The following is a 25,070-nucleotide window of genomic DNA, read 5'->3' as shown; positions in this document are numbered from 1 at the left end:
TCTTAAGCATAGTTATTCTTTAAGAATCTGCCGGGCCTGGAATTCGCTTGGGGTCACCTTATAGGTCTTTTTAAAAACCTTGCTAAAATATGCCATGTTGTTGAAGCCGCATGCATATCCAACTTCCGAGATACTTTCGGACCGTTCGCGTAATAGTTTCGAAGCCTGCTTCATTCTGAAATCACCGAGATATTGCTGGGGCGATTGGTCGGCTGATTTCTTCAATTTTCGATATAAACGTGTACGATCCAAATGCAATGCTTCTGCCATTTCGCTAACGCCAAACTTGGGGTCAGCGAATTTCTTGGTGAGTACAGCATCTACTTCATTCAAAAATGGATCTGAGTGAGTCTCTCCAGTTGCACTATCCAATCCATATTCCAGGATATGCCGGCGAAGAAGCTGCCGTTTTTCGATAATGTTTTGTGCTCTTGTAATTAAAATTTCGGCATCGAATGGTTTAGTCAGGTAGTCATCAACACCCGTTTTAAGGCCTTCAAGAATATGTTGTTGTCCGGCTTTTGCTGATAAGAAGATGACCGGAACGGCTTCCAGCATCGGATCTTTTTTTAATTCTTCATTCAGTTTAACCCCGTCCATATTAGGCATCATGATATCAGAAATAATCAGATCAGGTTTCATTTCCCTCAATTGATGCAGTGCTTCTTCTCCGTCTTTCGATTCAATCACAGAGAAGTCATCTTCAAGAGTAGATTTGATGAATTCCCGCACATCCGAATTATCCTCAACCACCAATACGGTTGGTCTTGTATGATCCGGCTCGATCTGTTTATCTGACGAATGAATTTCTGAACTTTCGTTGTCTTTATACGTCTCAGGGAAATCATTCTCCCGGTTTTTTGAATGAGTAATGGGTGTTAAATCGGAATCATCAAAATGTTTACTCCTCTTTTTGAACCTGATTGAAAATGTACTTCCGGAACCAATCTTCGATTCCACTTTAATCTCACCCTTGTGCAATTCGACTAAATTTTTGACCAGTGCCAGGCCAATTCCGGTTCCTTCTGCAATTCTCGTTGAGGAGGAATCAGCCTGGTAAAACCGATCGAAAACATGGTCAAGTTCTTCAGCTTCAATACCAATTCCTGTATCTGAAATAGAAATCAGAATGTCATCTTTATCTTCTTCCAGTATCAGGCTGATTGTTCCACCGGAAGAGGTGAATTTAATGGCATTCGAAAGTAAATTTGCCAGAATTTTTTCAAATGCATCGGGATCGGCATAGATAAATAAATCATGATTGGGAGCCTGGAAATCCATTGTTATAGACTGACTCGTCATAAGTGGTTTAAACATTTCAGCAATGTTATTCGAGTACTCAATAAGATCGATTTTTTGGACGTCCAGGCTGAATTCGCCCGCCTCTAATTTAGAGAGATCCAGGATCTGATCGATTAAACGTTGAAGCCGGCGGCTGTTACTGAGAGCTCTTCGCAGGGTATTATGGATTTTTTTGGATGAGGTGTTCCCATTTTTACGCAACAGATTCTGTAACGGTCCGATGATAAGAGTTAAAGGAGTTCGAAACTCATGGGTGATATTGGTAAAAAATTGAGACTTGAGTTGATCAAGTTTTCGCAGCTTTTGTGCCTGGGCTTCTGTTTTTAGCTTTTCAGATTCTAACTCAGCGGTTCGCTCTTTGATGGACTGTTCCAACGTCTCTTCTCTTCGTTTCAGGCTATTTGTACGGTATTGAACGAGGGTGAAAATCAAAAAAGCAATGCCGGCCAAAACCATAAACCGAAACCATATTGTCTCATGGAAAAAAGGGAGAATCGTAATCGAAGCTGTTACAGGACTGGGATTCCATTCACCTTGTTTATTGGTTGCGAGGACCTCAAACTGGTAGCTTCCTGCGGAAACATTCGTGAAGAATGCAACCCGTTGTGATTCAACTTCCGTCCACGTTTCATTAAAACCTTTAAGCCGGTATTTAAAGTGAATTTTTTCAGCTCCGGTATAATTGATCCCGGTATAGGAAATGTTGAAATTGCGCTGCTGAGGTTCCAGAGTAAATTGATTGTTTTGTAATTGAATGCTCTCGTTCCCGGATCTTGTCTCTTCAATTAAAATTGGAGTTGGGGAGCTAAACTGCCTGAGGTTATTTGGATTGATTTCTACCAAGCCATCTTGAGTGGGGAACCATAATGTACCGTCGTGGGATTTAATCCCTGGAGTTTGTACGCCGCCATTCGCTTCACGATTTCGAAGTCCATCCTGCTCTGTATAAAAAACAGTATTGATCTCTGTAATGTCACCTCTTGAAAATCGCTCCAGGTCTGATCTCAACACCCAGGAAATTCCTTTATTGCCACTCATCCAAAAACGCCCGCTGTTGTCCGGGAGAATAACATGAACAGCATTATCATAGAGGCCAGTTTTCTCACTGTAAATGGTGATATGTTCAAAATCGGGTTGATCATTTTGAAGAGGTAAGCGGTTCAGGCCATTATCGCCGGTTCCAATCCACAGAGTATAGTTTGATCCATTTTTGGAGGCCGTTGTATCTACATGGATGTAGCGAACGAAATTGCTTGAAAGACCCTGTTCTGTAGTGAAGGATGTAAACGTATCGTCTTTATATCGAAGTATTCCACCGCCGTAGGTAGCCATCCAGAGTGTGCCGTTTGGGGCTTCAGAAATGTTTCGAATGGTTTGATCCGGATTGCTGACCTCAACAGGAATTTCAGACCACTTGCTATCCATATTTTCTTTCACGTACAGCCCGTGGTTACTTCCAGCCCATAATCTTTCTTCAGAATCCTGATACAAAGATTCAATACTGAGTGGCCGTGCACGGTTTGGTTTTTTCGGCGGAGTATCCCAGGGACGGAAACGTTTGTTTGATTGATCGAACCAAAAGATTCCGTGATCTGCAAGACTTACTAAAAGTGTATCAGATTCCAGTTGAAGTATGGATCGGGTTAACTGGTTCTTTACCTCGAATTCAAAGCCGGCGTTGACCTCTCCATTCTTTAATTGAGCGGGGCCTTTCCCATAGGTTCCAAACCAAATGGAGTGATCGGAGGCTTCATATACAGGATAAATATTTCTCATCGGTACTCCCTCTTCCTCGCTGTATGTTTTGAACAAGTTCGGCCTTAAACGAAAAATACCGAGGCTCGCAGTTCCAAACCAAAGCCCTCCCTCATTATCATAAAAAGTTGAAATAATGTGATTATCGAATGAGAAAACAGGTTGATGGTTATAAAAGATAGCCTGGTCGCCTAACACCCAGGTATCTTTTTGATTCTTTAAAAATGTTTCCCCGCCTATACTAAGAACAGGACGAGATCCATCCCTCGTCGTAATTTTTTTCAATGGGGTCAATCGGTTATCCGCGAGCCGGAAAAGCCCATTTGCTGACGTTGAAAGTACAACATCTCCTTTGTCTGTCTCAAAGAAATCAGTGATTAAATAAGGCTCAGGAATGCCCGTTTGAAGTTGATTAATTTGTCCATTTCCAAAACGATAAAGACGATTCTCCAAAGAAATAAGGGTACTTCCATTACGAAGTGTGAGAAATAGGAGTTCTTCATCTTCTGAGCCGGCATCCCTCGTGATGAACGTTTGAGTTTCACCATCAAACCGAAACAGGTCCTCTGTAATATCATTTCGATACCAGAGCGTACCGTTGCGATCAAACTGAAATTTATCGATATGCCCGCGAACGATCTCCGGGTGATATAATTGAAAGTTCTGATCCCTGTAGCTGACCAACCCATCGGTCGTGCCAATCCATAGTGTTTCGTCATCATTCCTGAAGAATGAAAATGCATTGGCACCATTATACCCGTCTTCCAGGGTAATTTTTTTAAAACTGCCATTCTTAAACTGAATCAGGTCTTTGGTGGTATTGATCAGGAAAAGGGAACTGTCCGGGGCTTCCGCAATATCGATGATGCGGTTACTGACCAGTCCATCGTACTCGGCTGTTTTAAAGACTTTAAATCGAACACCATCGAACCGAACCAGCCCGTCGTACGTACCAAACCAGATGTATCCCCGGCTTGATTGAATAATTTTGGTGATGCTGTTTACAGGAAGGCCGTCTTCTACCGTCCAGTGTTGGCTGATGAAGGAAGGCGATACAAAAATGTTTTCAGAGTTTTGGCTTTGGGCCAAACCGGGAGCTATGACTCCTGCCCAAATGATCCCGAAGAAACCAATTTTTATGATCCCAAATAGCCGCTGCATGTTTAAGAATTTCTATTCAACGAGTGGGCTTATATTAGTTGAAACACGTCTGTAAGTCAAATAAAGCCCGTCAGCAACATCAGGAACAGAGAACGCAACATGAGTGATACCACCCAATATCCCTTTTGCTGTACACTCACACATGGATAAGAATTCAAACGATGGCAAAGGGGATTCGGGCAAAGACCAGGGAAAAGATCTCTACGAATACGTGGATATCGAAATAGCCGCCCTGAAATCCATCCTTAAAAACAGAACGGCAGATTCCGCCCAACCTGCACCTGAACCTCCGGAGACGGATCCAAAAAAACCTGCGTCTGGCAACTAAACTTCAAAGATTGAACACTATGAATCCACTGAATTTCAATACCAGTTATTTATTAAGAGAAATAGGGACGATCCTTCATGGAATACATCCTTCATCCAAAGCAACTTCAGTTATGATAAACACATATTTGCGCCGCCTGCTTATAACCACATTGCTTTTCACCTGCCTTGTATCCCATGCATTTGCCATGCAGATTTTTGTGAATCTGTACACAGGAGAAACGATAACCGTGGAGGTAGAACCCTCTGACACAATAGATGGTGTAAAACAGAAAATTCAGGATCAAGAGGGCATTCCGCCAGACCAGCAACGGCTGTTTTTCGAAGGAACTCAACTGGAGGATGGCAGGACACTTTCTGACTATAACATTCAGGAAGAAAATTATCTCGACATGTTGGGCTCTATAACACCGGGAACAGGTAATATTTTGTATGTAGATGAAAATGTATCTGCCGGAAACCGGGATGGAAGTTCCTGGGGCAACGCCCTTCCGGATTTGTATATGGCGATGTTGTATGCAAGGGAAGTATATGATTCTGAAAATAACGGAACGCTTCAAATTTGGGTGGCGGATGGATTGTATGTTCCCACCAGCGATGATACCGACCGCGAGGCCACCTTCCAGTTGGATAACAATGTTGAAATCTATGGCGGGTTTGATGGGGATGCATCTGAAGATCAGCTTTCCGATCGTGATTGGGAAACCAACCTGACGATCCTCAGCGGGGATATTGACGGGAATGATACCACAACCGACGGAGTGGTGACCGACAGCGATAACATAAATGGAGACAACTCCTACCACGTGGTAACCGGCTCGGGCAGTGATGCAACCGCCATCCTCGACGGGGTTACCATTACGGGCGGGCTTGCCGATGGAGGAGGTACTCAAGGTGATGGCGGCGGGATGTACAACGTCGACGGCAGCCCCTCCCTGGCCAACCTCACCTTTTCCGGCAATTCGGCCGGTGACGGGGGCGGGATGGCCAACTTCGACAGCAGTCCCACCCTGGCCAACGTCACCTTCTCTGGTAATTCGGCCGATGGCGGCGGTGGGATGTTCAACTTCGAAAGTGACCTCACCCTGATTAACACCACTTTTTTCGGCAATTCGGCCGATGACGGCGGCGGGATGTACAACATCGAGGTAGGCCCCACCCTGGCCAACGTGATTATCTGGGACAACGAGGCAGACGGAAGCACAACCTCCGCATCGGCTTCTATTTATAACGCCGGGTCTGCTACACCTGTAATCTCGCACAGCCTGATCGCCAACTCCGGCGGCAGCGGAAGCTGGGACGGCGCCCTTGGTACCGACGACGGCAACAACATCGATGCAGATCCCGCAGTTTTCCGATCCGGGCAACGGCGATTTTACATTGATGAACAGCAGCCCGGCCATTAATGCAGGAAATAATGATGCATTGCCCGAGGGGCTCACAACCGACCTCGCCGGCAATGCCCGAATCTTCGATGGAGCCGCCGACCCCGATATTGTGGATATGGGAGCTTACGAATTCCAGGGTGATCCCGCAGGCACCATTAATCCGGATGGAGATAATATTCTTTATGTGGACCAAAATGTAGACGGCGGTGATGGCAGTGGAAGTTCGTGGGGCAACGCCATACCCGAGCTTGCCGATGCGCTGGCATGGGCACAAGACTGGGATGCGGATACCGACGGCACACTGCAAATCTGGGTGGCCGACGGACTGTACCTACCCACCAGCGATGATACCGATCGCGATGCCACCTTCCAACTGGTGGATGGCGTGGAAATCTACGGCGGGTTTGCCGGCGGGGGCGGGGAAAGCGATCTGGATGACCGCGACTGGACAGCCAATCTGACGATCCTCAGCGGGGATATTGACGGAAATGATGCCACAACCGACGGAGTGGTGACCGACAGCGGTGATATAGATGGAGATAACTCCTACCACGTGGTAACCGGCTCGGGCAGTGATGCAACCGCCATCCTTGACGGGGTTACAATTACGGGCGGGCTTGCCAATGGATTAGGTTCTCAAAGTGATGGCGGCGGGATGTACAACAACGCCGGCAGCCCCACCCTGTCCAACCTCACCTTTTCCGGCAATTCGGCCGAATACGGCGGTGGGATGTACAATAACGACAGCAGCAGCCCCACCCTGAGTAACGCCACCTTCTCCGGCAATTCGGCAAGTGAAAGCGGCGGCGGAGTGTTCAACGTCGAAAGTAGCCCCACCCTGGCCAACGTCACCTTCTCCGAAAATTCGGCCCATTCCGGCGGCGGGATGGCCAACGTGGTCAGCAGCAGTCCCAGCCTAATCAACGCCACTTTTTCTGGCAATTCGGCAGAATTTGCCGGCGGGATGTACAACTCCGCCAGCAGCCCCACCTTGAGTAACGTCACCTTCTCCGGCAATTCGGCAAACCAGGTAGGCGGCGGGATGTACAATTCCGGCAGCAACCCCACCATGGCCAACGTGATTATCTGGGACAACGAGGCAGACGGAAGCACAACTTCCGCATCGGCTTCTATCGTTAGTCTTGGCGGGTCTACACCTGTAATCTCGCACAGCCTGATCGCCAACTCCGGCGGCAGCGATAGCTGGAACGGTGACCTTGGTACCGACGACGGCAATAACATCGATGCCGACCCCCAATTTACCGATCCGGGCAACGGCGATTTTACGCTGACGAACACCAGTCCGGCCATTAATGCAGGAAATAATGATGCATTGCCCGGGGGAATCACGACCGACCTCGCCGGCAATGCCCGAATCTTTGACGGAGCCGCTGACCCCGATATTGTGGATATGGGAGCCTACGAATTCCAGGGTGATCCGTTGACGACTCCGGAACAGGTTGTGCTGAGCACACCTGCCGATGATGCAGAAAATACAGTACTGACCCCGGAATTTAGCTGGGAGTCTTTGGATGGCGCGGATGAATACTACCTGCAAGTCTCGCAAAATTCAGATCTGTCTTCTCTTCTGATTGATGAATCTGAATTGGAAAGTAACACTTTTGAACCAACCAGCGACCTGGATTACTCTGCGACCTACTACTGGAGGGTTCGCGCATCCAACGCGGCAGGGGACGGGCCATGGAGTGAGGTCTTCAGTTTTACTACTCTCCCGGAAAGCTCGGAGGTCGTCATTTTGACCGATCCGTCTGATGAAGCGGAGGACGTTCCACTGAAACCGCTCTTTGAATGGAATACTGCCGATGGTGCGGACAGCTATGATCTGGTCGTCTCCCCAAACAGCGATTATTCTGATCCGGTGATTGATGAGAACGAGATTGAGAATACTGAATTTCAAACCAATACGGATCTTGACTTTACTACGATGTACTATTGGAGAGTTCGGGGGGTAAATTCCGGCGGTACGGGGCAGTGGAGCGAACCGTTCAGCTTCACAACCCTGACCCGGCCGGAAGCGTCTGACAATCGTATTCTGCTGGCCAACACCGAATCCTACATGTTTACACCCTCTGATTTTGGTACAACCGATAACAGTTTCACAATTGTGATTGAAGATCTGCCCGGCGGGTTCAGCGGCCAACTTCAAGTTGATGGCAATAGCGTCAATACAGATGACGAGATCTCAGTCGGCGATATTGATAATGGCGATTTGATCTACACACCCCCGGCTGGTATCTACGGCTATGGGTACGACAGTTTTGAGTTCAGTATCGAAGATGCCGGTGGTAATCCCAGCGAAAACTCCTATACCATGAGCTTGGATGTGGCTGCAACCAGTGTCATGTTAAGCTATGATGGACCGGGTTGGCGATTCTTGAGCTCACCCTCCGATGGAGAGGCGGTCGGGGATCTCTTCAGCCCAATCTGGACACAAGGCTTTTCCGGTTCAGATAATCCTGCAGCAGACTTTCCCAATATTTACAGGCTCAACAAAGACGAATATGAATGGGAGCCGGTTGCAAGCGACAACTCTGCACTTGATGCCGGAGATGCGGTGATCGCCTATGTGTATGCAGACGATGACAACAACGGCTCGGATGATGGATTCCCTAAAACCCTGACCAGCTCTGCGATGAACTGGAATGAACTGGATGGGCTCTACGATGAAACGCTGGCCTATGACAGCGATCAGCAGGAAACCGGGGACAGCTTCTATCTGTGGGGCAACCCATATTCAATTGCGGTGGATCTCTGTGATTTTGAAATGACAAGCATTGCTGAAAACGCTTATTTCTGGAATCCCTCACTGAATGGGGGCAATGGTGGATATGAAAATCTGAGTTGTAATGTTGGCGAAGATGCGGTTGTACCGGTAGCTCCATTTCAGTCGGTCTGGTTGCGCATTACAGATATGAATAATGATATAGCTGTTCCGGCCGATGCCTACATAGAGGGAACAACAAATGGATACTTTAAAGGCAAAGCATCGCCAGATAACTTCCTGATTACGTTGAATGTGAGTAGCTGGGATCAAAAAGAAAATCATTTTGCTGCGAGCACAAGAATATTATTTGATGATGAAGCATCTGCCGGTTCAGACTTACTGGATGCTCCAATGTTAAGTTCAGCAGGGTTGGCGAATCGGTACCTGTCCTTCTTCTCGATGGATGATGACAATCAATCCTATGAGTTACAAGCTTTACCATCAATAATGGACGATAAAGTATCCATACCGCTGGATATTCAAACCACTGAAACAGGACAGTTTGAAGTGGACTGGTTGCTTCCGGAATCTCATGTTCAATGGCAGTTACTACCTGAGGGATAACGTAAGTGGCGAGGTAATTGAGCTGCGGGAGGGATCGACCTACCGTTTTGAGATTGATGAGGATCAAACCTCCAAGGTTTCAGGCGAAGAAAGATCCGCGAAGTCTTTAGGAGACTTCGCGGATCTGGAAGGGGCAACACCTCGCTTCGAACTGCTGATTACCGCTTCCGGCGTAGACGGCCTGACCGAACTCGGCGCCGTTCCGGATGATTTCACCCTGGCCCAGAACTACCCGAATCCCTTCAATCCTACCACAGTGATCAGTTATCAGTTACCAGTGAGCAGTGAGGTGAGGCTGGAGGTTTATGATATGCTTGGGCGGAATGTCGCAACGCTTGTGAACGCTCAGGTTTCGGCTGGGCGGCATACGGTGAATTTTGATGCGGGTGACTTGTCGAGTGGGGTGTATCTGTACCGCTTACAAGCTGGAAGCCAGATCATGACAAAGAAGCTAACGATTTTGAAGTAACATCGAACTCAAAAGCCCCGTTGGGTTTACTATCTATGGGAAACAGTAACTATTTACAGCCATTGCATTTGCCACGAAAAACCCGACGGGTCTCACGACTTGGAAAGAAAACCAAAACAAGAAGAATAACCACTTTTGACACTCTCGGCTCCGGCGAACCGGGCTACGGTGAGCATCACAAATCAAAACTTAATCAACCAATAAAATCCAACTATGAAAAACGATAAAAATCAAACCAACCCAACCCCCTGGCAAAGACCAGAAATTAAAATCTTGACCATCAGCAGCGGCACCCAACAGAACGGACCAAAAGACCCGCCGGATTTTGAGTCGCAGCAATCATGATCTCAATTGATAGATAAATAAATATGCAGTAAGTCTATCTAAGAAGTTAAAAGCGTAGAAAATTGAATGGTAAAATATTCAGGTAATTTCCAGAACTTTGCGAGCCGTCATACTATCCGAAATTAACACATCGATATTTTTCCCGGTCAACGCTCCGTGAATCACTTTTGCTTTCTTCGGGCCTCCGGCAATTCCCACAACTGTGTCGATCTGCATCATCTCCTCCGGAGAGACGCCGATAACCAGACTACTGTGTCGATCTCTGTTCATCTGCATCATAGAAACGCCGATAACCAGATCTTTTACTGCTGTATCAACCTCTTTTCCATCTGAATCATAAAAACGAAGGGCTATATCGCCTATAGCATTTGAATTGTAAATTTCATCGGCTATTTCATCCGAAATTTCTTCACCTTTCTTATTCAGAACCGGGTTTGTTTCAAGTGCGCCAATGCCAACATATAAAGTGTTCATATTTTTGAACATGTTGAGGGCATTTTTTACCTGGGGATCATCCAAAAGAACATCTTTTGCCTGTTTACTGCCCACAATTCCGGGAGCGGGAAGAAGCGTAAGTTTTGCATCAAAAAGCTGGGATAAGCGCCTGGAAATATCCGTTGCATGAGCCTTCGCTTCCGGCGGCCCCACGCCTCCTAACGCCTGAACGATATGAAGATTCTCAACCGGTTTGGGCTGCATTGAATCAACCATAGCTTGCAGAGTTGTTCCCCAGGTTACCCCGATGACATCGTCTTTTTGGGCAGTTCGATTTAGATAATTTGAGGCGGCGGCCCCGATCTGGCGCTTAATCATATCGGCAGACATCTCCGAGTCAGATTCGACAAGGACCACCTCTTTTAATCCAAATTTTTCCTCCAATGCATGTTCAAGCTCTACAAAGTTACTGTTGGGAGTTGCAATCGTAATCTGTACGATGCCCTGTTGACGGGCCTGTTTTAGCATACGAGATACTTTCGGGCGCGAGAGGTGAAGCCGGTCTGCAATCTCCTGCTGATTGTAATCTTGTTCGTAATACATGGAACTAATTTTACTAATCAGACGCACATCAATTGGATCTTTTGCTCGGGGCATAGTAGTTCGCTTATTTCAATTTTTTAATGTAACTAAATACTAAAAATACTGTTGATTTTTGCAGATGCTTTAATAACTTAAAATCAGCAATTATTCAAATATGAACAAATGTTCATGATTTTTTACTACAACCAGAAATTTAAATTAAGGCTTTACAAAACTCTGACCGTCATCCTGAACTTGATTCAGGATCTCCAGATACTGGCTATAAAGACGAATGGAGAATCTGAATCGAGTTCAGATTGACGAATAACCACGGTTTTGCAAAGCCTTCTAAATCTACCATAATGAAAATGAGTGTGATTCGATTTGGCGTCAGTTTTATTTTGCTGTCATTTTTACTTCAGCACAGTTTCACTTCAGCTATTCTTTTTGCCCAGAATGCGAATGGAGTTGCAGTTCAAGATTTAACTGTGGAATACTTCACAAATCCAGTCGGGATTGACGATTCCAATCCTCGTTTGTCTTGGAAAATTGAGAGCGATCAGCGAAATACGCATCAAACAATTTATCAAGTTCAGGTATCCAATAGTTCTGATTTTACTGATATTATTTGGGATACGGGAAAGATGGAATCTGACCAATCCATTCATATTTCGTATGAGGGGCCTGAACTGGAATCGCGTAAAAGATATTACTGGCGAACCCGGATTTGGGACAATCACGGGAACCAATCTGACTGGAGTGAACCGGCGTTTTGGGAGATGGGATTATTGAATGAAAGCGATTGGCAAACTGAGTGGATTGAACCGGGTTTTGAGCAGGATTCTACAATTTCACCTCCAAGCCCGATGTTTCGAAATGAGTTTGAACTGAATGGAGATATTGCAAGAGCACGGGTATACGTAACGAGCCATGGTGTTTATGAAATGCTAATCAACGGCGAGAAAGTGGGGAACCAGGAATTTGCACCCGGCTGGACGAGCTATCATAACAGGCTGCAGTATCAAACCTATGATGTTACTGAGCTGTTGAACACCGGTGAAAATGCTGTTGGTGTAATGGTAGGTGATGGCTGGTATCGCGGTTTTCTGGCCTGGGGAGATGCCAGAAATCATTATGGCAAAACATTGGGAGTTCTCGCACAAATTGAAGTGACGTATGAGGATGGTTCCACCGAAGTGATTGGAACGGATGAAAGCTGGAGATCGTCCACGGGACCGATCCTGAAATCAGATATTTATAATGGTGAAACCTATGATGCCCGACTTGAAAAAGAGGGATGGACGCAATCAGATTATGATGACAGCGACTGGTCGATGGTACAAATTGCTAATCACCGAAAAGATCACCTGGTAGCTCCCGAAGCGCCGCCGGTTCGAAAAATTCAGAGCTTAAAACCCATCGAAATTTTGGAAACTCCGGAAGGGGACACTGTGGTGGACTTCGGTCAGAATTTGGTTGGCTGGGTTCAAATCAAAGCTGAAGGGCCACGCGGAACGGAAATTGCACTTGAACATGCGGAAGTTCTCGACAAGGACGGAAATTTTTACATGGCAAATATCCGGGCTGCTGAACAGCTCAACACCTACATTATGAAAGGTGATGGGGTTGAAGTTTGGGAGCCAACATTTACCTTCCAGGGATTTCGATATGTGAAAGTGGAAGGCTATCCGGGCGAGCTCACGCTGGACGATTTAACAGCGGTAGTTCTGCATTCTGATATGGAACCGACCGGTCACTTTCAAACTTCCAATCCGCTCATCAATCAGCTTCAGCATAATATTGTGTGGGGGCAAAAAGGCAATTTTCTGGACATTCCAACCGATTGTCCGCAGCGGGATGAACGCCTCGGCTGGACCGGAGATATCCAGGTGTTTGCTTCAACTTCTTGTTTAAATATGGATGCTTCAGGATTTCTCACAAAATGGTTGCGTGATGTGGAAGCTGATCAGAATGAGGATGGAAGCGTACCTTATGTAGTTCCAAATGTATTGGGAGAACAGGCAGCCGGAGCTTCCGGTTGGGGCGATGCGAGTGTGATTGTTCCATGGGCTGTTTACCAGGCTTATGGAGATGAACAGATTCTTGAGACACAGTACGAAAGCATGAAAGGCTGGGTTGATTTCATGAAAAAACGTTCCGCGATGGATGAAACGACCTACCTGTGGAATAATAACTTTACATTTGGCGACTGGCTCTCGTTCAACAGCACAGCCTCCGACTATCCCGGTGCTTATACGGATAAAGCTCTGATTTCAACCGCATTTTTTGCCCATTCTACGGATCTGCTGGCCCGGTCGGCCCGGATTCTCGGAAAAGATGAAGATGCCCGGGAATATGAATCACTTTTTGAAAATATTAAGGAAGCCTTTCAGCATGAATATATGACCTCGAGCGGGCGGATCATGTCGAACACACAAACCGCTTATCTGCTTGCTCTTCAATTCAACCTTCTGACTGATGAGATGGAATCGAACGCTGCCGAATACCTGGTTTCAAGAATTAATGAGAGAGGGCATCTGACGACCGGTTTCCTGGGGACACCTCATCTCAACCCGATTTTAACTCAGTACGGACACGCAGATCAGGCCTACGAATTAATGCTCCGCAAAGAGTATCCGTCGTGGCTCTACCCGGTAACGAGAGGTGCCACAACCATTTGGGAACGATGGGACGGTATCAAACCCGATAGTACTTTTCAAAACCCGGGAATGAACTCATTTAATCACTATGCCTACGGTGCAATCGGCGAGTGGCTCTACAAATCGGTAGCCGGGATTGATCAGAAAACCGCCGGGTATAAAGAGATTTCCATTCAACCCGTCATAGGTGGAAAACTGACCCATGCAAAAGGTGTTTTGCAAACTATGTATGGAGAGATCGAATCATCGTGGAACCTGAACCAGGAAAATTTTGAATTTATCGTTGAGATTCCGGTGAATACGAAAGCGTACATTGTACTGCCCAATGCCGGTATGCAGCAGGTTGCTGAAAGTGGCGAGAGTTTACATCGTGAAACAGATGGAGTGGTGAATATATCTGAGCGTGAAAACAGTGTTGAGGTTGAAGTAGGTTCCGGCAGATATCACTTTTCATATCCCGCCGGTAAGCTGGCCTCTGATCTGGTCAATGCTTTGAATGTATCAACACCGTTGGAAGAGTTGATGAAAAATGATCAAGCCCGCTCCGTTCTGGAAAATTATATTCCCGACATGATTACGGGGGTTGCCTGGAATCAATATGGGAGTGCATCCCTTACAGATCTGGCAGAAACGTACCCGGATCAATTGCCGCCTCAAACCTTAAATGAGATAGATGCCAAATTGAGTACAATTGAGGTCGGAGAATCCGGTTCTATCCATGCAGATGAAACTCTCGCAATCCTTATTGCCAACAAAGAAACCAGGGAATTGTTGATAAGCGAACTGCCGGAATGGATGAACTCTCCGTGGCTCAGCCAGGTGATGGGATATCCGCTTGAAAGAGCAAATGAATCACTCCCCGATATCATAAAAGTTGATGAAGAGAAAATTGCTGAGATAATAGCTAAAATTAGTGCTCTTGCGGAGTAATTCTTGCTGAAATTCAAAAATCTGTAAAAATTTCAAATGCATTTTATTCATTGAGATAAATAGCGTATATACATGATTGTTTGTTAGTGAAACAAACTCCGATATTTACCAATTTGCAATCTCTCTATTTAACTAATTGATTTTCATGAAGTTTTATGTACGATCTGTTCAGGCCATCTGCCTGATGGCCATTGCTCTTATTCTGTTTCAGGCATGCTCAAACGAACGGCCGGGCGACCCGAAAATTCTTGTTTTTAGTAAAACAGCCGGTTTCCACCATCAATCCATTCCGGCGGGAATCCAGGCCATCCGGCAACTGGGTGTCGAAAATGGCTTTGAGGTGGATACCACAACCAATGCCAATATGTTTACGGAAGATTCTCTTGCCCAATATTCAGCAGTGATTTTTCTTAGCACTACCGGCGATGTTTTGAATCACTACCAGGAAGCCGATTTTGAACGATATATCCAGTCCGGCGGCGGATATGTTGGAATTCACGCCGCAGCGGATACAGAATATCACTGGGGTTGGTATGGCAAAATGGTTGGCGGATATTTCCTGGACCATCCCGGAATTAACGATCCGCATCCCAATGTGCAGGAGGGAACTGTTCATGTTGAAGATGCCACTCACTCATCTACAGAATTTTTACCGGAGGAGTGGAACCGAACGGATGAATGGTACAGCTATAAGGATTTCAATGAAGACGTAAATGTGCTTCTCTCGCTTGATGAAGACAGCTACCAGGGGGGAGCCGATATGGGATTTCACCCGATTGCCTGGTATCATAATTATGACGGTGGCCGTGTATTCTACACCGGACTGGGCCATACCAGTGAATCGTTCACCGAAGATCTGTTCTTGCAGCATCTTCAGGCGGGAATTCAATATGCTATTGGAGAGAATGAACTATTAGACTTCGATGAAGCCAAAACGGAACGCGTTCCGGATGAAAACCGATTTACCAAAACTCAACTGGTTCAGGGTGAATTTTATGAGCCGACCGAGATGACCGTTCTGCCTAACCTGGATGTTTTGATTGCCCAACGCCGCGGTGAAATTCTGTTTTTCAGTAATGAAGATTCAACAGTTAGCAGGGCCGGGTACCTGGATGTATATCATCAAAGCGATGCCGAAGGTGTGAATGCTGAAGAAGGCCTGATGGGAATCCAGGCCGATCCGAATTTTGAGGAAAACAATCATGTATTTGTGTTTTACAGTCCCGCTGATACTTCTGTCAATCGCCTTTCAAGATTTGTGTTTGACGGTGGAAAGCTGGACATGGAATCGGAAACCACGGTTCTCGAATTTTATTCCCAGCGGCATATCTGTTGCCATACAGGCGGTTCCATTGCGTTTGATAGTGACGGTCTTCTGTATGTCTCAACCGGTGATAATTCTACTCCGTTTAACCAACAGAATAGTCAGTATGTAAACAATGGATTTGCTCCGCTTGATCAACGAGAGGGATATGAGCAGTACAATGCGATGAGATCATCCGGAAATCCGAATGACCTGCGCGGAAAAATTCTCCGAATTCGGGTCAATGAAGACGGCAGTTACGAAATCCCGGAAGGAAATCTTTATCCCGAAGGGCAGGAGGGAACACGACCCGAAATTTATGTGCAGGGGAACCGGAATCCATATCGAATATCTGTAGACCAAAAAACAAACGATCTCTATTGGGGTGAAGTGGGTCCGGACGCCAATAATGACAGCCTTCAAACCCGGGGCCCGAAAGGTTACGATGAAATCAACCAGGCTCGTGAAGCCGGGAATTTTGGCTGGCCCATGTTTGTCGGGGATAATTATCCGTACGTACGGTTTGATTACGCCACTGGCGAATCAGCAGATCCATTTGACCCTGAAAATCCCGTGAATGATTATGAAGCAAATACCGGAAGGCAAGAACTCCCACCGGCTCAACCGGCATTTATCTGGTATCCGTACGGTACGTCTTCCGAATTTGGAGATATGGGATCGGGCGGACGAAACGCGATGGCCGGTCCGGTTTATTATGCGGATATGTACCCCGAAGAGACCCGACTGCCGGATTATTATGATGGAAAACTATTTATTTATGATTGGGTTCGCGGCTGGATAAAAGCCGTAACCATGTGGCCGAACGGCGATTTCTCGAAAATGGAACCGTTTATGCCCGGCACTGAACTGAATTCACTGATTGATATGGAGCTTGGGCCCGATGGACGACTCTACCTGCTTGAATACGGCAGCGGATGGTTCACCAAAAATCCCGATGCAGGCCTGTCGAGAATAGATTTTAATGCCGGAAACCGGCCGCCGGTTGTCCGCGATATAATTGTGGATAAGAGTTCAGGTACATTGCCTCTCACCGTAAATGTCTCAGCTGATGCAGCCGATCCTGAAGACACAGAATTAACCTATGTATGGAATTTTGGAAATGGAGAGACCGCAGAAACAAGCGAGCCTCAAGCAGAGGCAACATATAATGAGGTTGGCGATTATAGCATATCTGTAGAAGTGCGTGATCCACACGGACTTTCAGGTGTCGGTCAACCTGTTTCCGTATATGCCGGGAATGCTGCTCCTTTAGTTGATATAGAAATTGAAGGAAACAGCACATTCTACTTCCCTGATACACCTGTTTCTTATTCAGTCAGTGTTAACGATCCGGATGATCCGGAGGCCTCAGAAGATCTGTCTAACCTCTATGTTTCGGCCGATTATATTGAGGGGAGCGACATGGTTCAGGCTGATCAGGGTCACCAGGTGATGGCTGATGTAAATACCGCCCGGACCATGATTGAAAACCTGAATTGCCAGGCATGCCACGGTATTGATTCGGAATCGATTGGCCCGTCGTATACTGCGGTCGCTGATTTTTACGAAGATTCCTCTGATGTAACTTCACATCTCGTCAATAAAATCATAAACGGCGGTTCAGGCGTTTGGGGTGAAACCGTGATGCCGGGACATGTAAACCTGAGTGAAGAAGATGCGGAGATGATTGTAGAGTGGATTCAGGCTTTAAACGATGAGCAGGCTGAAAATCAATCACTGCCGGCTGAAGGGACTATTGAGCCCACTCTTGGCAAGCAAGCCACACCAAATGGGTTGCTGATTTTGTCTGCGAGTTATACAGATCAAGGTGGTTCTAATGTGAAGCCATTAACAGGCAGTACCAGTGTATATCTCAGAAACAGTACGATGTCGTTCGAGCAGGCTTCAAATCTACAGGAGTACACAACTATGACATTTGGAGGCAACTTTTTGATGATGGTACCAGAGGACAGGGGATCATTCAGTATCAATGATATTGATCTGACTGATATCGGAGCTGTATCCATTATTGCCGGATTACAGGAACCATTAGCAGGAGATATCAGCTTTGAATTACGATTAAATTCACCTGACGGAGAACGTATAGGTGAAGCTATCTATGAACCGGGTGGAGAATTTCAAACCCCACAAGGATTTTTAGGTTATAACCTGACATTCAATTTATCCTCCTCAATCCAGGGTGATGAGACTCAGGATCTCTATATCGTCAGTCAACGAGAGAATGGGGCCGCCGGAACGTTTATTCTCTCAAATATTCAGTTTAACCCGGCTCAATAATCTAAGTTGGGTTGGATCTTTACGTTTAAACAATCGAGATAGATTTTTAAAAAGATTTGAGCTTTAGCAGTTGAACTGTATATTATAGGAACAAAAATTCATTCATGAACATATGTTCATGATTAGGATTTTACATTTAGAGTTGAAAGTATATACGGCGCTATAAAAAATGGGACAGTATTTTGTCACAGCAACATCAAATCTCGAGAATATGAAAGTTCATGTAGGTTGCCGAACGTTTTATCTGGTGTCAATTTTAATGATGATGGTTTTTAGTTTTGCAGCCGTCAGTATTGCATTTGGAAACCCAATCCAGCAGAATCAAAGCTCACAAACAACCCTCACCGGGCTTCAAACAGAATACACGGATACACCACTGGGTATTGATGTTGAACATCCGCGTTTTAGCTGGCAGATGAGTGCACCGGACGGCGGTCATGGTTACTTTCAAACTGCCTATCAAATCGTGGTAACCGATTCTGATGGAGATGAGGTTTGGGATACAGGACGTGTAGAAAGTGATATTTCGGTTCACATTGAATACGCCGGTCAAGCAATTAAACCTACCACCCGGTATAAGTGGGAAGTAATCGTTTGGGATCAGGATGGAAATCCGGTCTCTAATTCCTCATGGTTTGAAACCGGATTAATGAATTCAAACCCGGATTTATCAGCTTGGGACGGAGCCACCTGGATTGGGGGAGCTGAAAAAGACGTCCTGGAAAGCGGAACTCCGGCATCCGAAGGGGAGAGGGCGAAACAACGGTCTGTGCCAAGAGATAGGTTTTTCCGTTTGTAAGATCGATAAACAGCTATGGTAAAAAATTTAGGCAATATTAAAGTAGATTATTGGAGTGGCAATCTCTCTAAAAGAGAAACCCCTTAGAGTTTTGTTTTTACATGACTGATTAGGGGCAGGCCAGTTTTTATTAAGTGGTTGATTAATATTAAAAGAATTGATGAGTAATTTTTTTAAAAAATTAGATGCACGCTTAGACACGATTGACGAGTACGAACGCGAACCAGTCCCTGAAAAGAAACTCAAGGGCTGGAAAGGGTTTTTGGGAATGTACGCCGGGGAGCATACGGCGGGAACGGAATTTGTGATTGGTCCGCTTTTTGTGGCTCACGGCGTTGCGGCAGGAGATCTGATCTGGGGATTGATCGTTGGAAACGTGTTGGCTGTTTTGAGTTGGGCTTTCCTTTGTGCACCGGTTGCCGTTCGAACAAAATTGACTCTCTATGAGCAACTCAAGAAAATATGCGGGTCAAAATTATCAACCATCTATAATATTGTTAATGCCATTATGTTCTGCTTTTTGGCGGGATCCATGATTGCTGTTTCGGCGACTGCTGTGGGATTGCCGTTCGGTATTCCCATGCCGGAACTGGGTGATTGGCTGCCTACAAGTTTTAGCTGGATCGTTACGGTTTTTATTGTGGGATTGGTGATTACGACGGTTGCCATTCTTGGATATGATTTTGTAGCGCGTTTTGCCAACATTGCATTTCCCTGGATGATTTTGGTGTTTATCGCCGCAGGATTAGCCGTACTTCCTCAATTAGGTGTGAATTCTGTATCCGATTTCTGGACAGTAGCCAATGAAAAAATCTGGACAGGTGTACCGGCATCCGGGCAGAGTAAATTCACCTTCTGGCACGTGATGTTCTTTGCGTGGTTTGCCAACATGGCGATGCATATCGGGATGTCAGACATGTCTATTCTCCGGTATGCAAAAGATTGGAAGATGGGTTTTTCATCCGGAACCGGAATGTTTTTCGGTCATTTTATCGCGTGGATTGCATCCGGAATTTTAACGGCCGCAGCTGCCGGTGCCATTGCTCCGGGAATTATTGCGTACAACAGTGCAGGCGTGGCCGGTGCCATCTGTGTGGTGATTGCCGGATGGACCACGGCGAATCCTACAATTTACCGGGCGGGGTTGGCTTTTCAATCGGTAACGCCGAATTGGAAACGCTGGAAAGTGACACTTTTTACAGGTTTGGTTACATCCATTGCTGCTTGTTTCCCCGCATTAGTGATGCTTCTACTTGATTTTGTAGCATTGTACGGATTGGTCCTCATGCCGATGGGCGCTGTCATTTTCCTGGATGTAATCGTATTCCCCAAAATCGGGATGAAGAGCAACATCGCCGAACTGGCCAATCTCGATTTCAATTGGGCGGCTGGCCTGACCTGGTTTGTGACCCTGCTTTTATGCCTGTTTATTAATTTTTATATGGGAATTGAAATTTTCTTCCTGGGACTGCCGGGTTGGTTTATCGCAATCATTTTGTACTTCGGATTAAGCAAATATTATCAGAACAAAGTCAGTAAATCTCATGTTTTAGAAACAGTCTAAAATAAGATCTTCGGGAAAACTCCCCTCTTGAGAGGGGACAGGTTAAATCGCGTTTAGCGATTTGAACAGGGGTGTGTTAACGGAGCATCGCTTGGTTTCGTACCAGGTTCTAAGGTTATGTAATGCGAACCCACCCCGAGCTTATCATGACGGCTTACGCTGTCATGATTTCGCTTTCCCCTCCCGGGAGGGGAGGAATTAACGACCTGACAGGTTGCATTAATAGAATTTTTAAATCATCAAATAGAAATCAAATAAATGAGTAAAAGCACAACAGAACATTATTTCAGAACAGTAGAAAGCAAATGGGAAGATCAAAAAGCCAATGAGATGGATCTCCTTGAGCGGCTTGTCTATCGCTCCAATTTGTTGGGAAGTGATGCCTACATCAACAATACGGGCGGCGGAAATACATCCAGTAAACTGATTGAAACAGATCCACTGACAGATGAGGAAGCGGAAGTGCTTTGGGTGAAAGGTTCAGGGGGCGATCTCCGAACCGCTAAAAAACCAAACTTCGCATCTCTCTATCAGGAAAAACTATTAAAACTGCAGGATGTCTATCAATCCATGGATAATACCGGGCTGAAGACGCCGGCTGAGGATTCCATGACGGGGATGTACCCGCATTGCACATTTAATTTAAATCCGCGGGCACCTTCTATCGATACACCACTTCACAGTTTTATTCCGTATAAATTTGTGGATCATACGCACCCGGTTCCTGTAATCGCCATTGCAACGGCAGATAATGGACCAGAGCTGACAAAAGAGATCTACGGTGATGAGGTAGTTTGGGTGGACTGGATGCGTCCCGGTTTTGAGCTGGGATTGAAACTCCAGGAAACGATTGAGGAAAATCCGGGAATCAAAGGCATTATTTTAGGAGGACATGGACTGATCAACTGGGCGAATGATGATAAGGAGTGCTATGAGTTGAGCCTCGAGCTGATTAACCAGGCGGCTGAATATCTGGCTGATCATGAAAAAGGAGAAGATTCTTTCGGAGGAACAAAGTTCGAATCACTCAAAAAAGAAGAACGGCGTGCGGTTTTGTCTGAAATTCTGCCGTTTTTGCGGGGACAAGTCAGTCAGCAAAATCAGTTTATCGGAACCATTCAGGATGATGATGTAACGCTGCAATTCATCAATTCAAAAGATGCTTCACGTCTTGCTGAGTTGGGCACATCCTGTCCGGATCACTTCTTGCGAACGAAAATTAAGCCGCTGTATGTGGATTGGAATCCTCAGAATGATTCACTTGAAGATTTGAAATCTGAGATCTCCTCCGGCCTGGAAAAATACCGCGATGATTATGCAGATTATTACAACAATCACAGTGATGAGGATTCGCCGGATATGCGTGATCCGAATCCGACCGTAATTTTAATTCCGGGACTTGGAATGGTGACCTGGGGCAAAAACAAAAGTGAATCGCGCGTAACAGCCGAATTCTATACGGCTGCAATCGGTGTGATGCGGGGAGCCGAATCCGTTGCCGAATACACCGCAATTTCAAAGCAGGAAGCCTACGATATTGAATACTGGGCGCTTGAAGAAGCGAAGCTGCAGCGAATGCCGCCCGAAGCTGAATTATCACGACAGGTTATTGCAGTGATTGGATCTGGAAGTGGAATCGGCAAAGATTTAGTTCCGAGATTGATCGACGAAGGAGCAACGGTTGTAGCTCTCGATCTCGATGAAGACGCGGCAACAGCCACAGCCAAAGAAGTTTTGGATGATATCGGAATGGGAATCGGAGTGGCCGGATCAGATATAAGCGGCTCTGGTGATATCATTGGATTGCAGTGTGATATTACAGACCGGAAAACTGTTCAGAAGGCACTTCAGGATATCGTGATTGCTTATGGCGGATTAGACAATGTGGCTGTAACCGCAGGTCTCTATCCAACGCCCGATGAGGCTGGAAATGTGAGTGATTCAGCATGGGATAAAAGCTTTGCCGTGAATGTAAAAGGAAACTTTATCGTAGCGGATGAGGCATCCAAAATCTGGAACGCCCAGAACCTGAAAGGAAGTATGGTGATTGCCACCAGTGCCAACGCTGTAGTACCCAAAGATGGAAGTTTTGCCTATGATACAAGCAAAGCGGCTGCGAATCACCTGGTGCGCGAGCTTGCAATTTCACTCGCGCCAAATGTTCGGGTGAATGGTGTGGCTCCGGCAACCGTGGTTGAAGGAAGCAGCATGTTTCCGCGAGACAGAGTGAAAGCATCGCTCACGAAATATGGAATTGAGTTTGATGATGACGAAAGCACGGAATCTCTGAAGGATAAACTGGCTGAATTTTATGCGAGCCGGACCCTTACAAAGAAACCGATTACGCTTGAGCAACAGACCGAAGCGTTCTATCAATTGCTGAGTTCGAAATTTGAAAATACATCCGGCCATATCATTCCTGTGGATGGTGGCCTGAAAGAGGCATTTTTGAGGTAAGAATAAGACCCGTCGGGTTTTCCTTTTTTTGGATATTACCTTAGATAGTGGTTGGTTTTCCATTCATATGATAAACCCGACGGGTCTCACGAGAGTTCGGGTTACGAGCATATATTCGCAACTCTGCCAGGACCTTTCGGACTCTGGTAGGTTGCTTAATGTTTAAATTTATTAGCATGAAAATTCTTTTAATCATCTTATCAATTATTGGGCTGGGGCTCACAATCATTCCATCAATCCTTGTATTTATTCAGGATATTACCCTGGAATCCCACAAACAGTTTATGCTTTTTGGGATGATTTTATGGTTTGTAACTTCTCCGTTTTGGATTAAGGAACAGAAATTGTAAAAAAGATCCACGAAGTCTTCAAAAGACTTCTCGGATCTTATATCAGCACCAAACATAGACATGGTATTTTTTCTTGCTGGCATTAAATATAGTTTTAATAAAAAATTTTGAATCAGGTGAAGAGTTTAGAAATCACACGAAAAATACCATGTCTCTCAAATAAGAATTTATTGAAATGAGAATTACTAAGGAACAAATACTCGATCACAATCAGAAGCAATCCAGGAAACATGAAGATTCGTTTTCCTTTCTGTCAGATCAACTAACATCTCAAAATATTGATGTGGAAGTATTGGTCGATCAAATCGCTTCCTTTCAAATTGCAATTCCAAGCTGGGCATTAGGAGCGGGAGGGACCCGATTCGGACGATTTCCAATCGGTGGCGAGCCGGGAAATCTCACAGAAAAGATTGAAGATGTTGGATTGATTCATGCACTCAATCGATCCAGCGGAGCAATTTCCCTTCACATTCCCTGGGATATTCCGAATGATTCGGCTGCAATTAAAGAGTTAGCCGATGATCTGGATATTACGTTCGATGCGGTCAACTCCAATACGTTCCAGGATCAGAAAGACCAGGAATATTCGTATAAGTTTGGTTCTCTTTCTCATACGGATCCAAAAGTCCGAAAGCAGGCGATTGATCATAACATTGAAGTGATCAAATATGGTGAAGCGCTTGGCTCAAAAGCGCTGACGGTTTGGCTGGCGGATGGATCTGTGTTTCCGGGACAGCAGAATTTTAGCAAAGCTCTGGAACGAACTCATCAGTCGCTCGAAGAGATTTACAATGAATCTGCCTGATGATTGGAAAGTGTTAATCGAGTACAAACCCTACGAGCCCAATTTCTATTCCATGGTCATTCCGGATTGGGGGACCTCGTTTTTACTGGCTAACAAGCTTGGGCGAAAAAGCTAAAACATTAGTTGATTTAGGTCACCATCTGCCTAATACCAACATTGAACAAATCGTATCCATTTTATTGATGGAAGGAAAGTTAGGCGGCTTCCATTTTAATGATTCAAAGTACGGCGATGATGATTTGACAACCGGCTCCATCAAACCGTATCAACTGTTTTTAATTTTCAACGAACTGGTTGAAGGAACAACCGGGAAGAATGATCTGGAGCAAAATATTTCCTGGATGATCGATGCGAGTCACAATGTGAAAGATCCGCTTGAAGATCTGCTTCAATCCGTGGGGGCGATTAAAAAATCGTATGCGCAGGCGTTGTTGATTGACAGGAAGAAACTTTCTGAAGCGAGGCAGGACAATGATCCCGTAGCCGCACAGGAATGTTTGCAAGATGCGTATCAAACAGATGTTCGTCCGCTGCTTCGGGAATCGAGAATTCGTTCCGGTGCTGCAGCGAATCCGATTGGGTTATTCAGGGAATTGAATGTACGCCGGGAGTTAATTAATGAACGGGGTTCAGATACAATTGCAACTGGGTTGTAGTTACTCTCCTCTTGCCTGTCCCGATGATTTTAATCGGGGAGAGGAGACAGACAGAATCACGTTCAGTGATTCTGTCAGAGGTGTGTTCACGTGGTTGAGACTTAAATCATGAGAACCCACCCCGAGAATTTATAC

15 protein-coding genes are annotated in these 25,070 nt (G+C 45.7%); 13 read left to right on the top strand and 2 right to left on the bottom strand.

Annotated features, from left to right (window positions below):
* Nucleotides 1-12: 12 nt before the first annotated feature.
* A complete protein-coding gene (locus U5K72_15655) occupies nucleotides 13-4,218 on the bottom strand; it encodes an ATP-binding protein (protein ID MDZ7720251.1) in 4,206 nt (1,401 codons plus the stop codon).
* Between the two features lie 142 nt (nucleotides 4,219-4,360).
* Between U5K72_15655 and U5K72_15650 the strand changes: the two genes are divergently transcribed.
* From U5K72_15650 to U5K72_15630, 5 genes are all read left to right on the top strand, one after another.
* On the top strand, nucleotides 4,361-4,546 hold the full coding sequence (locus U5K72_15650; protein MDZ7720250.1) for a hypothetical protein: 186 nt from the start codon (nucleotides 4,361-4,363) through the stop codon (nucleotides 4,544-4,546).
* A gap of 112 nt (nucleotides 4,547-4,658) precedes the next feature.
* A complete protein-coding gene (locus U5K72_15645; GenBank protein MDZ7720249.1) occupies nucleotides 4,659-5,951 on the top strand; it encodes a ubiquitin-like protein in 1,293 nt (430 codons plus the stop codon).
* Nucleotides 5,881-9,282 carry a choice-of-anchor Q domain-containing protein gene (locus U5K72_15640; GenBank protein MDZ7720248.1) on the top strand — a complete coding sequence of 1,134 codons (3,402 nt, stop codon included), beginning with the start codon at nucleotides 5,881-5,883 and terminating at the stop codon, nucleotides 9,280-9,282. Before U5K72_15645 ends, U5K72_15640 begins: the two co-directional genes overlap by 71 nt.
* The gene (locus tag U5K72_15635) at nucleotides 9,251-9,751 is read left to right on the top strand and encodes a T9SS type A sorting domain-containing protein (protein ID MDZ7720247.1); all 501 of its coding nucleotides are present in this window, start codon (nucleotides 9,251-9,253) and stop codon (nucleotides 9,749-9,751) included. The genes U5K72_15640 and U5K72_15635 overlap by 32 nt, the downstream gene beginning before the upstream one ends.
* 213 nt (nucleotides 9,752-9,964) lie before the next feature.
* Nucleotides 9,965-10,096 carry a hypothetical protein gene (locus tag U5K72_15630; GenBank protein ID MDZ7720246.1) on the top strand — a complete coding sequence of 44 codons (132 nt, stop codon included), beginning with the start codon at nucleotides 9,965-9,967 and terminating at the stop codon, nucleotides 10,094-10,096.
* 78 nt (nucleotides 10,097-10,174) lie between these two features.
* Here U5K72_15630 and U5K72_15625 read toward each other — a convergent pair whose 3' ends face one another.
* On the bottom strand, nucleotides 10,175-11,188 hold the full coding sequence (locus U5K72_15625; protein ID MDZ7720245.1) for a sugar-binding transcriptional regulator: 1,014 nt from the start codon (nucleotides 11,186-11,188) through the stop codon (nucleotides 10,175-10,177).
* A gap of 293 nt (nucleotides 11,189-11,481) precedes the next feature.
* Between U5K72_15625 and U5K72_15620 the strand changes: the two genes are divergently transcribed.
* From U5K72_15620 to U5K72_15585, 8 genes are all read left to right on the top strand, one after another.
* The gene (locus tag U5K72_15620; GenBank protein MDZ7720244.1) at nucleotides 11,482-14,703 is read left to right on the top strand and encodes a family 78 glycoside hydrolase catalytic domain; all 3,222 of its coding nucleotides are present in this window, start codon (nucleotides 11,482-11,484) and stop codon (nucleotides 14,701-14,703) included.
* Nucleotides 14,704-14,848: 145 nt separating this feature from the next.
* Entirely contained in the window at nucleotides 14,849-18,304 is a 3,456-nt protein-coding gene (locus U5K72_15615; protein ID MDZ7720243.1) for a ThuA domain-containing protein, read from the top strand.
* A 169-nt stretch (nucleotides 18,305-18,473) separates the two neighbouring features.
* Complete coding sequence (locus U5K72_15610) at nucleotides 18,474-19,103, top strand: hypothetical protein (protein ID MDZ7720242.1); 630 nt, start codon at nucleotides 18,474-18,476, stop codon at nucleotides 19,101-19,103.
* Between the two features lie 160 nt (nucleotides 19,104-19,263).
* Nucleotides 19,264-20,667, top strand: a complete 1,404-nt coding sequence (locus tag U5K72_15605) for a hypothetical protein (GenBank protein MDZ7720241.1) — start codon at nucleotides 19,264-19,266, stop codon at nucleotides 20,665-20,667.
* A 258-nt stretch (nucleotides 20,668-20,925) separates the two neighbouring features.
* The gene (locus U5K72_15600; GenBank protein ID MDZ7720240.1) at nucleotides 20,926-23,124 is read left to right on the top strand and encodes a bifunctional rhamnulose-1-phosphate aldolase/short-chain dehydrogenase; all 2,199 of its coding nucleotides are present in this window, start codon (nucleotides 20,926-20,928) and stop codon (nucleotides 23,122-23,124) included.
* A gap of 176 nt (nucleotides 23,125-23,300) precedes the next feature.
* Complete coding sequence (locus tag U5K72_15595; GenBank protein ID MDZ7720239.1) at nucleotides 23,301-23,474, top strand: hypothetical protein; 174 nt, start codon at nucleotides 23,301-23,303, stop codon at nucleotides 23,472-23,474.
* Between the two features lie 175 nt (nucleotides 23,475-23,649).
* Nucleotides 23,650-24,279 (top strand): hypothetical protein, encoded by a 630-nt coding sequence (locus U5K72_15590; protein ID MDZ7720238.1) that lies wholly within the window; start codon nucleotides 23,650-23,652, stop codon nucleotides 24,277-24,279.
* 98 nt (nucleotides 24,280-24,377) lie between these two features.
* Entirely contained in the window at nucleotides 24,378-24,935 is a 558-nt protein-coding gene (locus U5K72_15585) for a hypothetical protein (GenBank protein ID MDZ7720237.1), read from the top strand.
* The last annotated feature ends 135 nt before the right edge of the window (nucleotides 24,936-25,070 follow it).

The sequence above is a fragment of the Balneolaceae bacterium genome, from assembly GCA_034521495.1.
GTDB lineage: Bacteria > Bacteroidota > Rhodothermia > Balneolales > Balneolaceae > Rhodohalobacter.
This window is presented reverse-complemented; position numbering and strand designations above follow the sequence as displayed.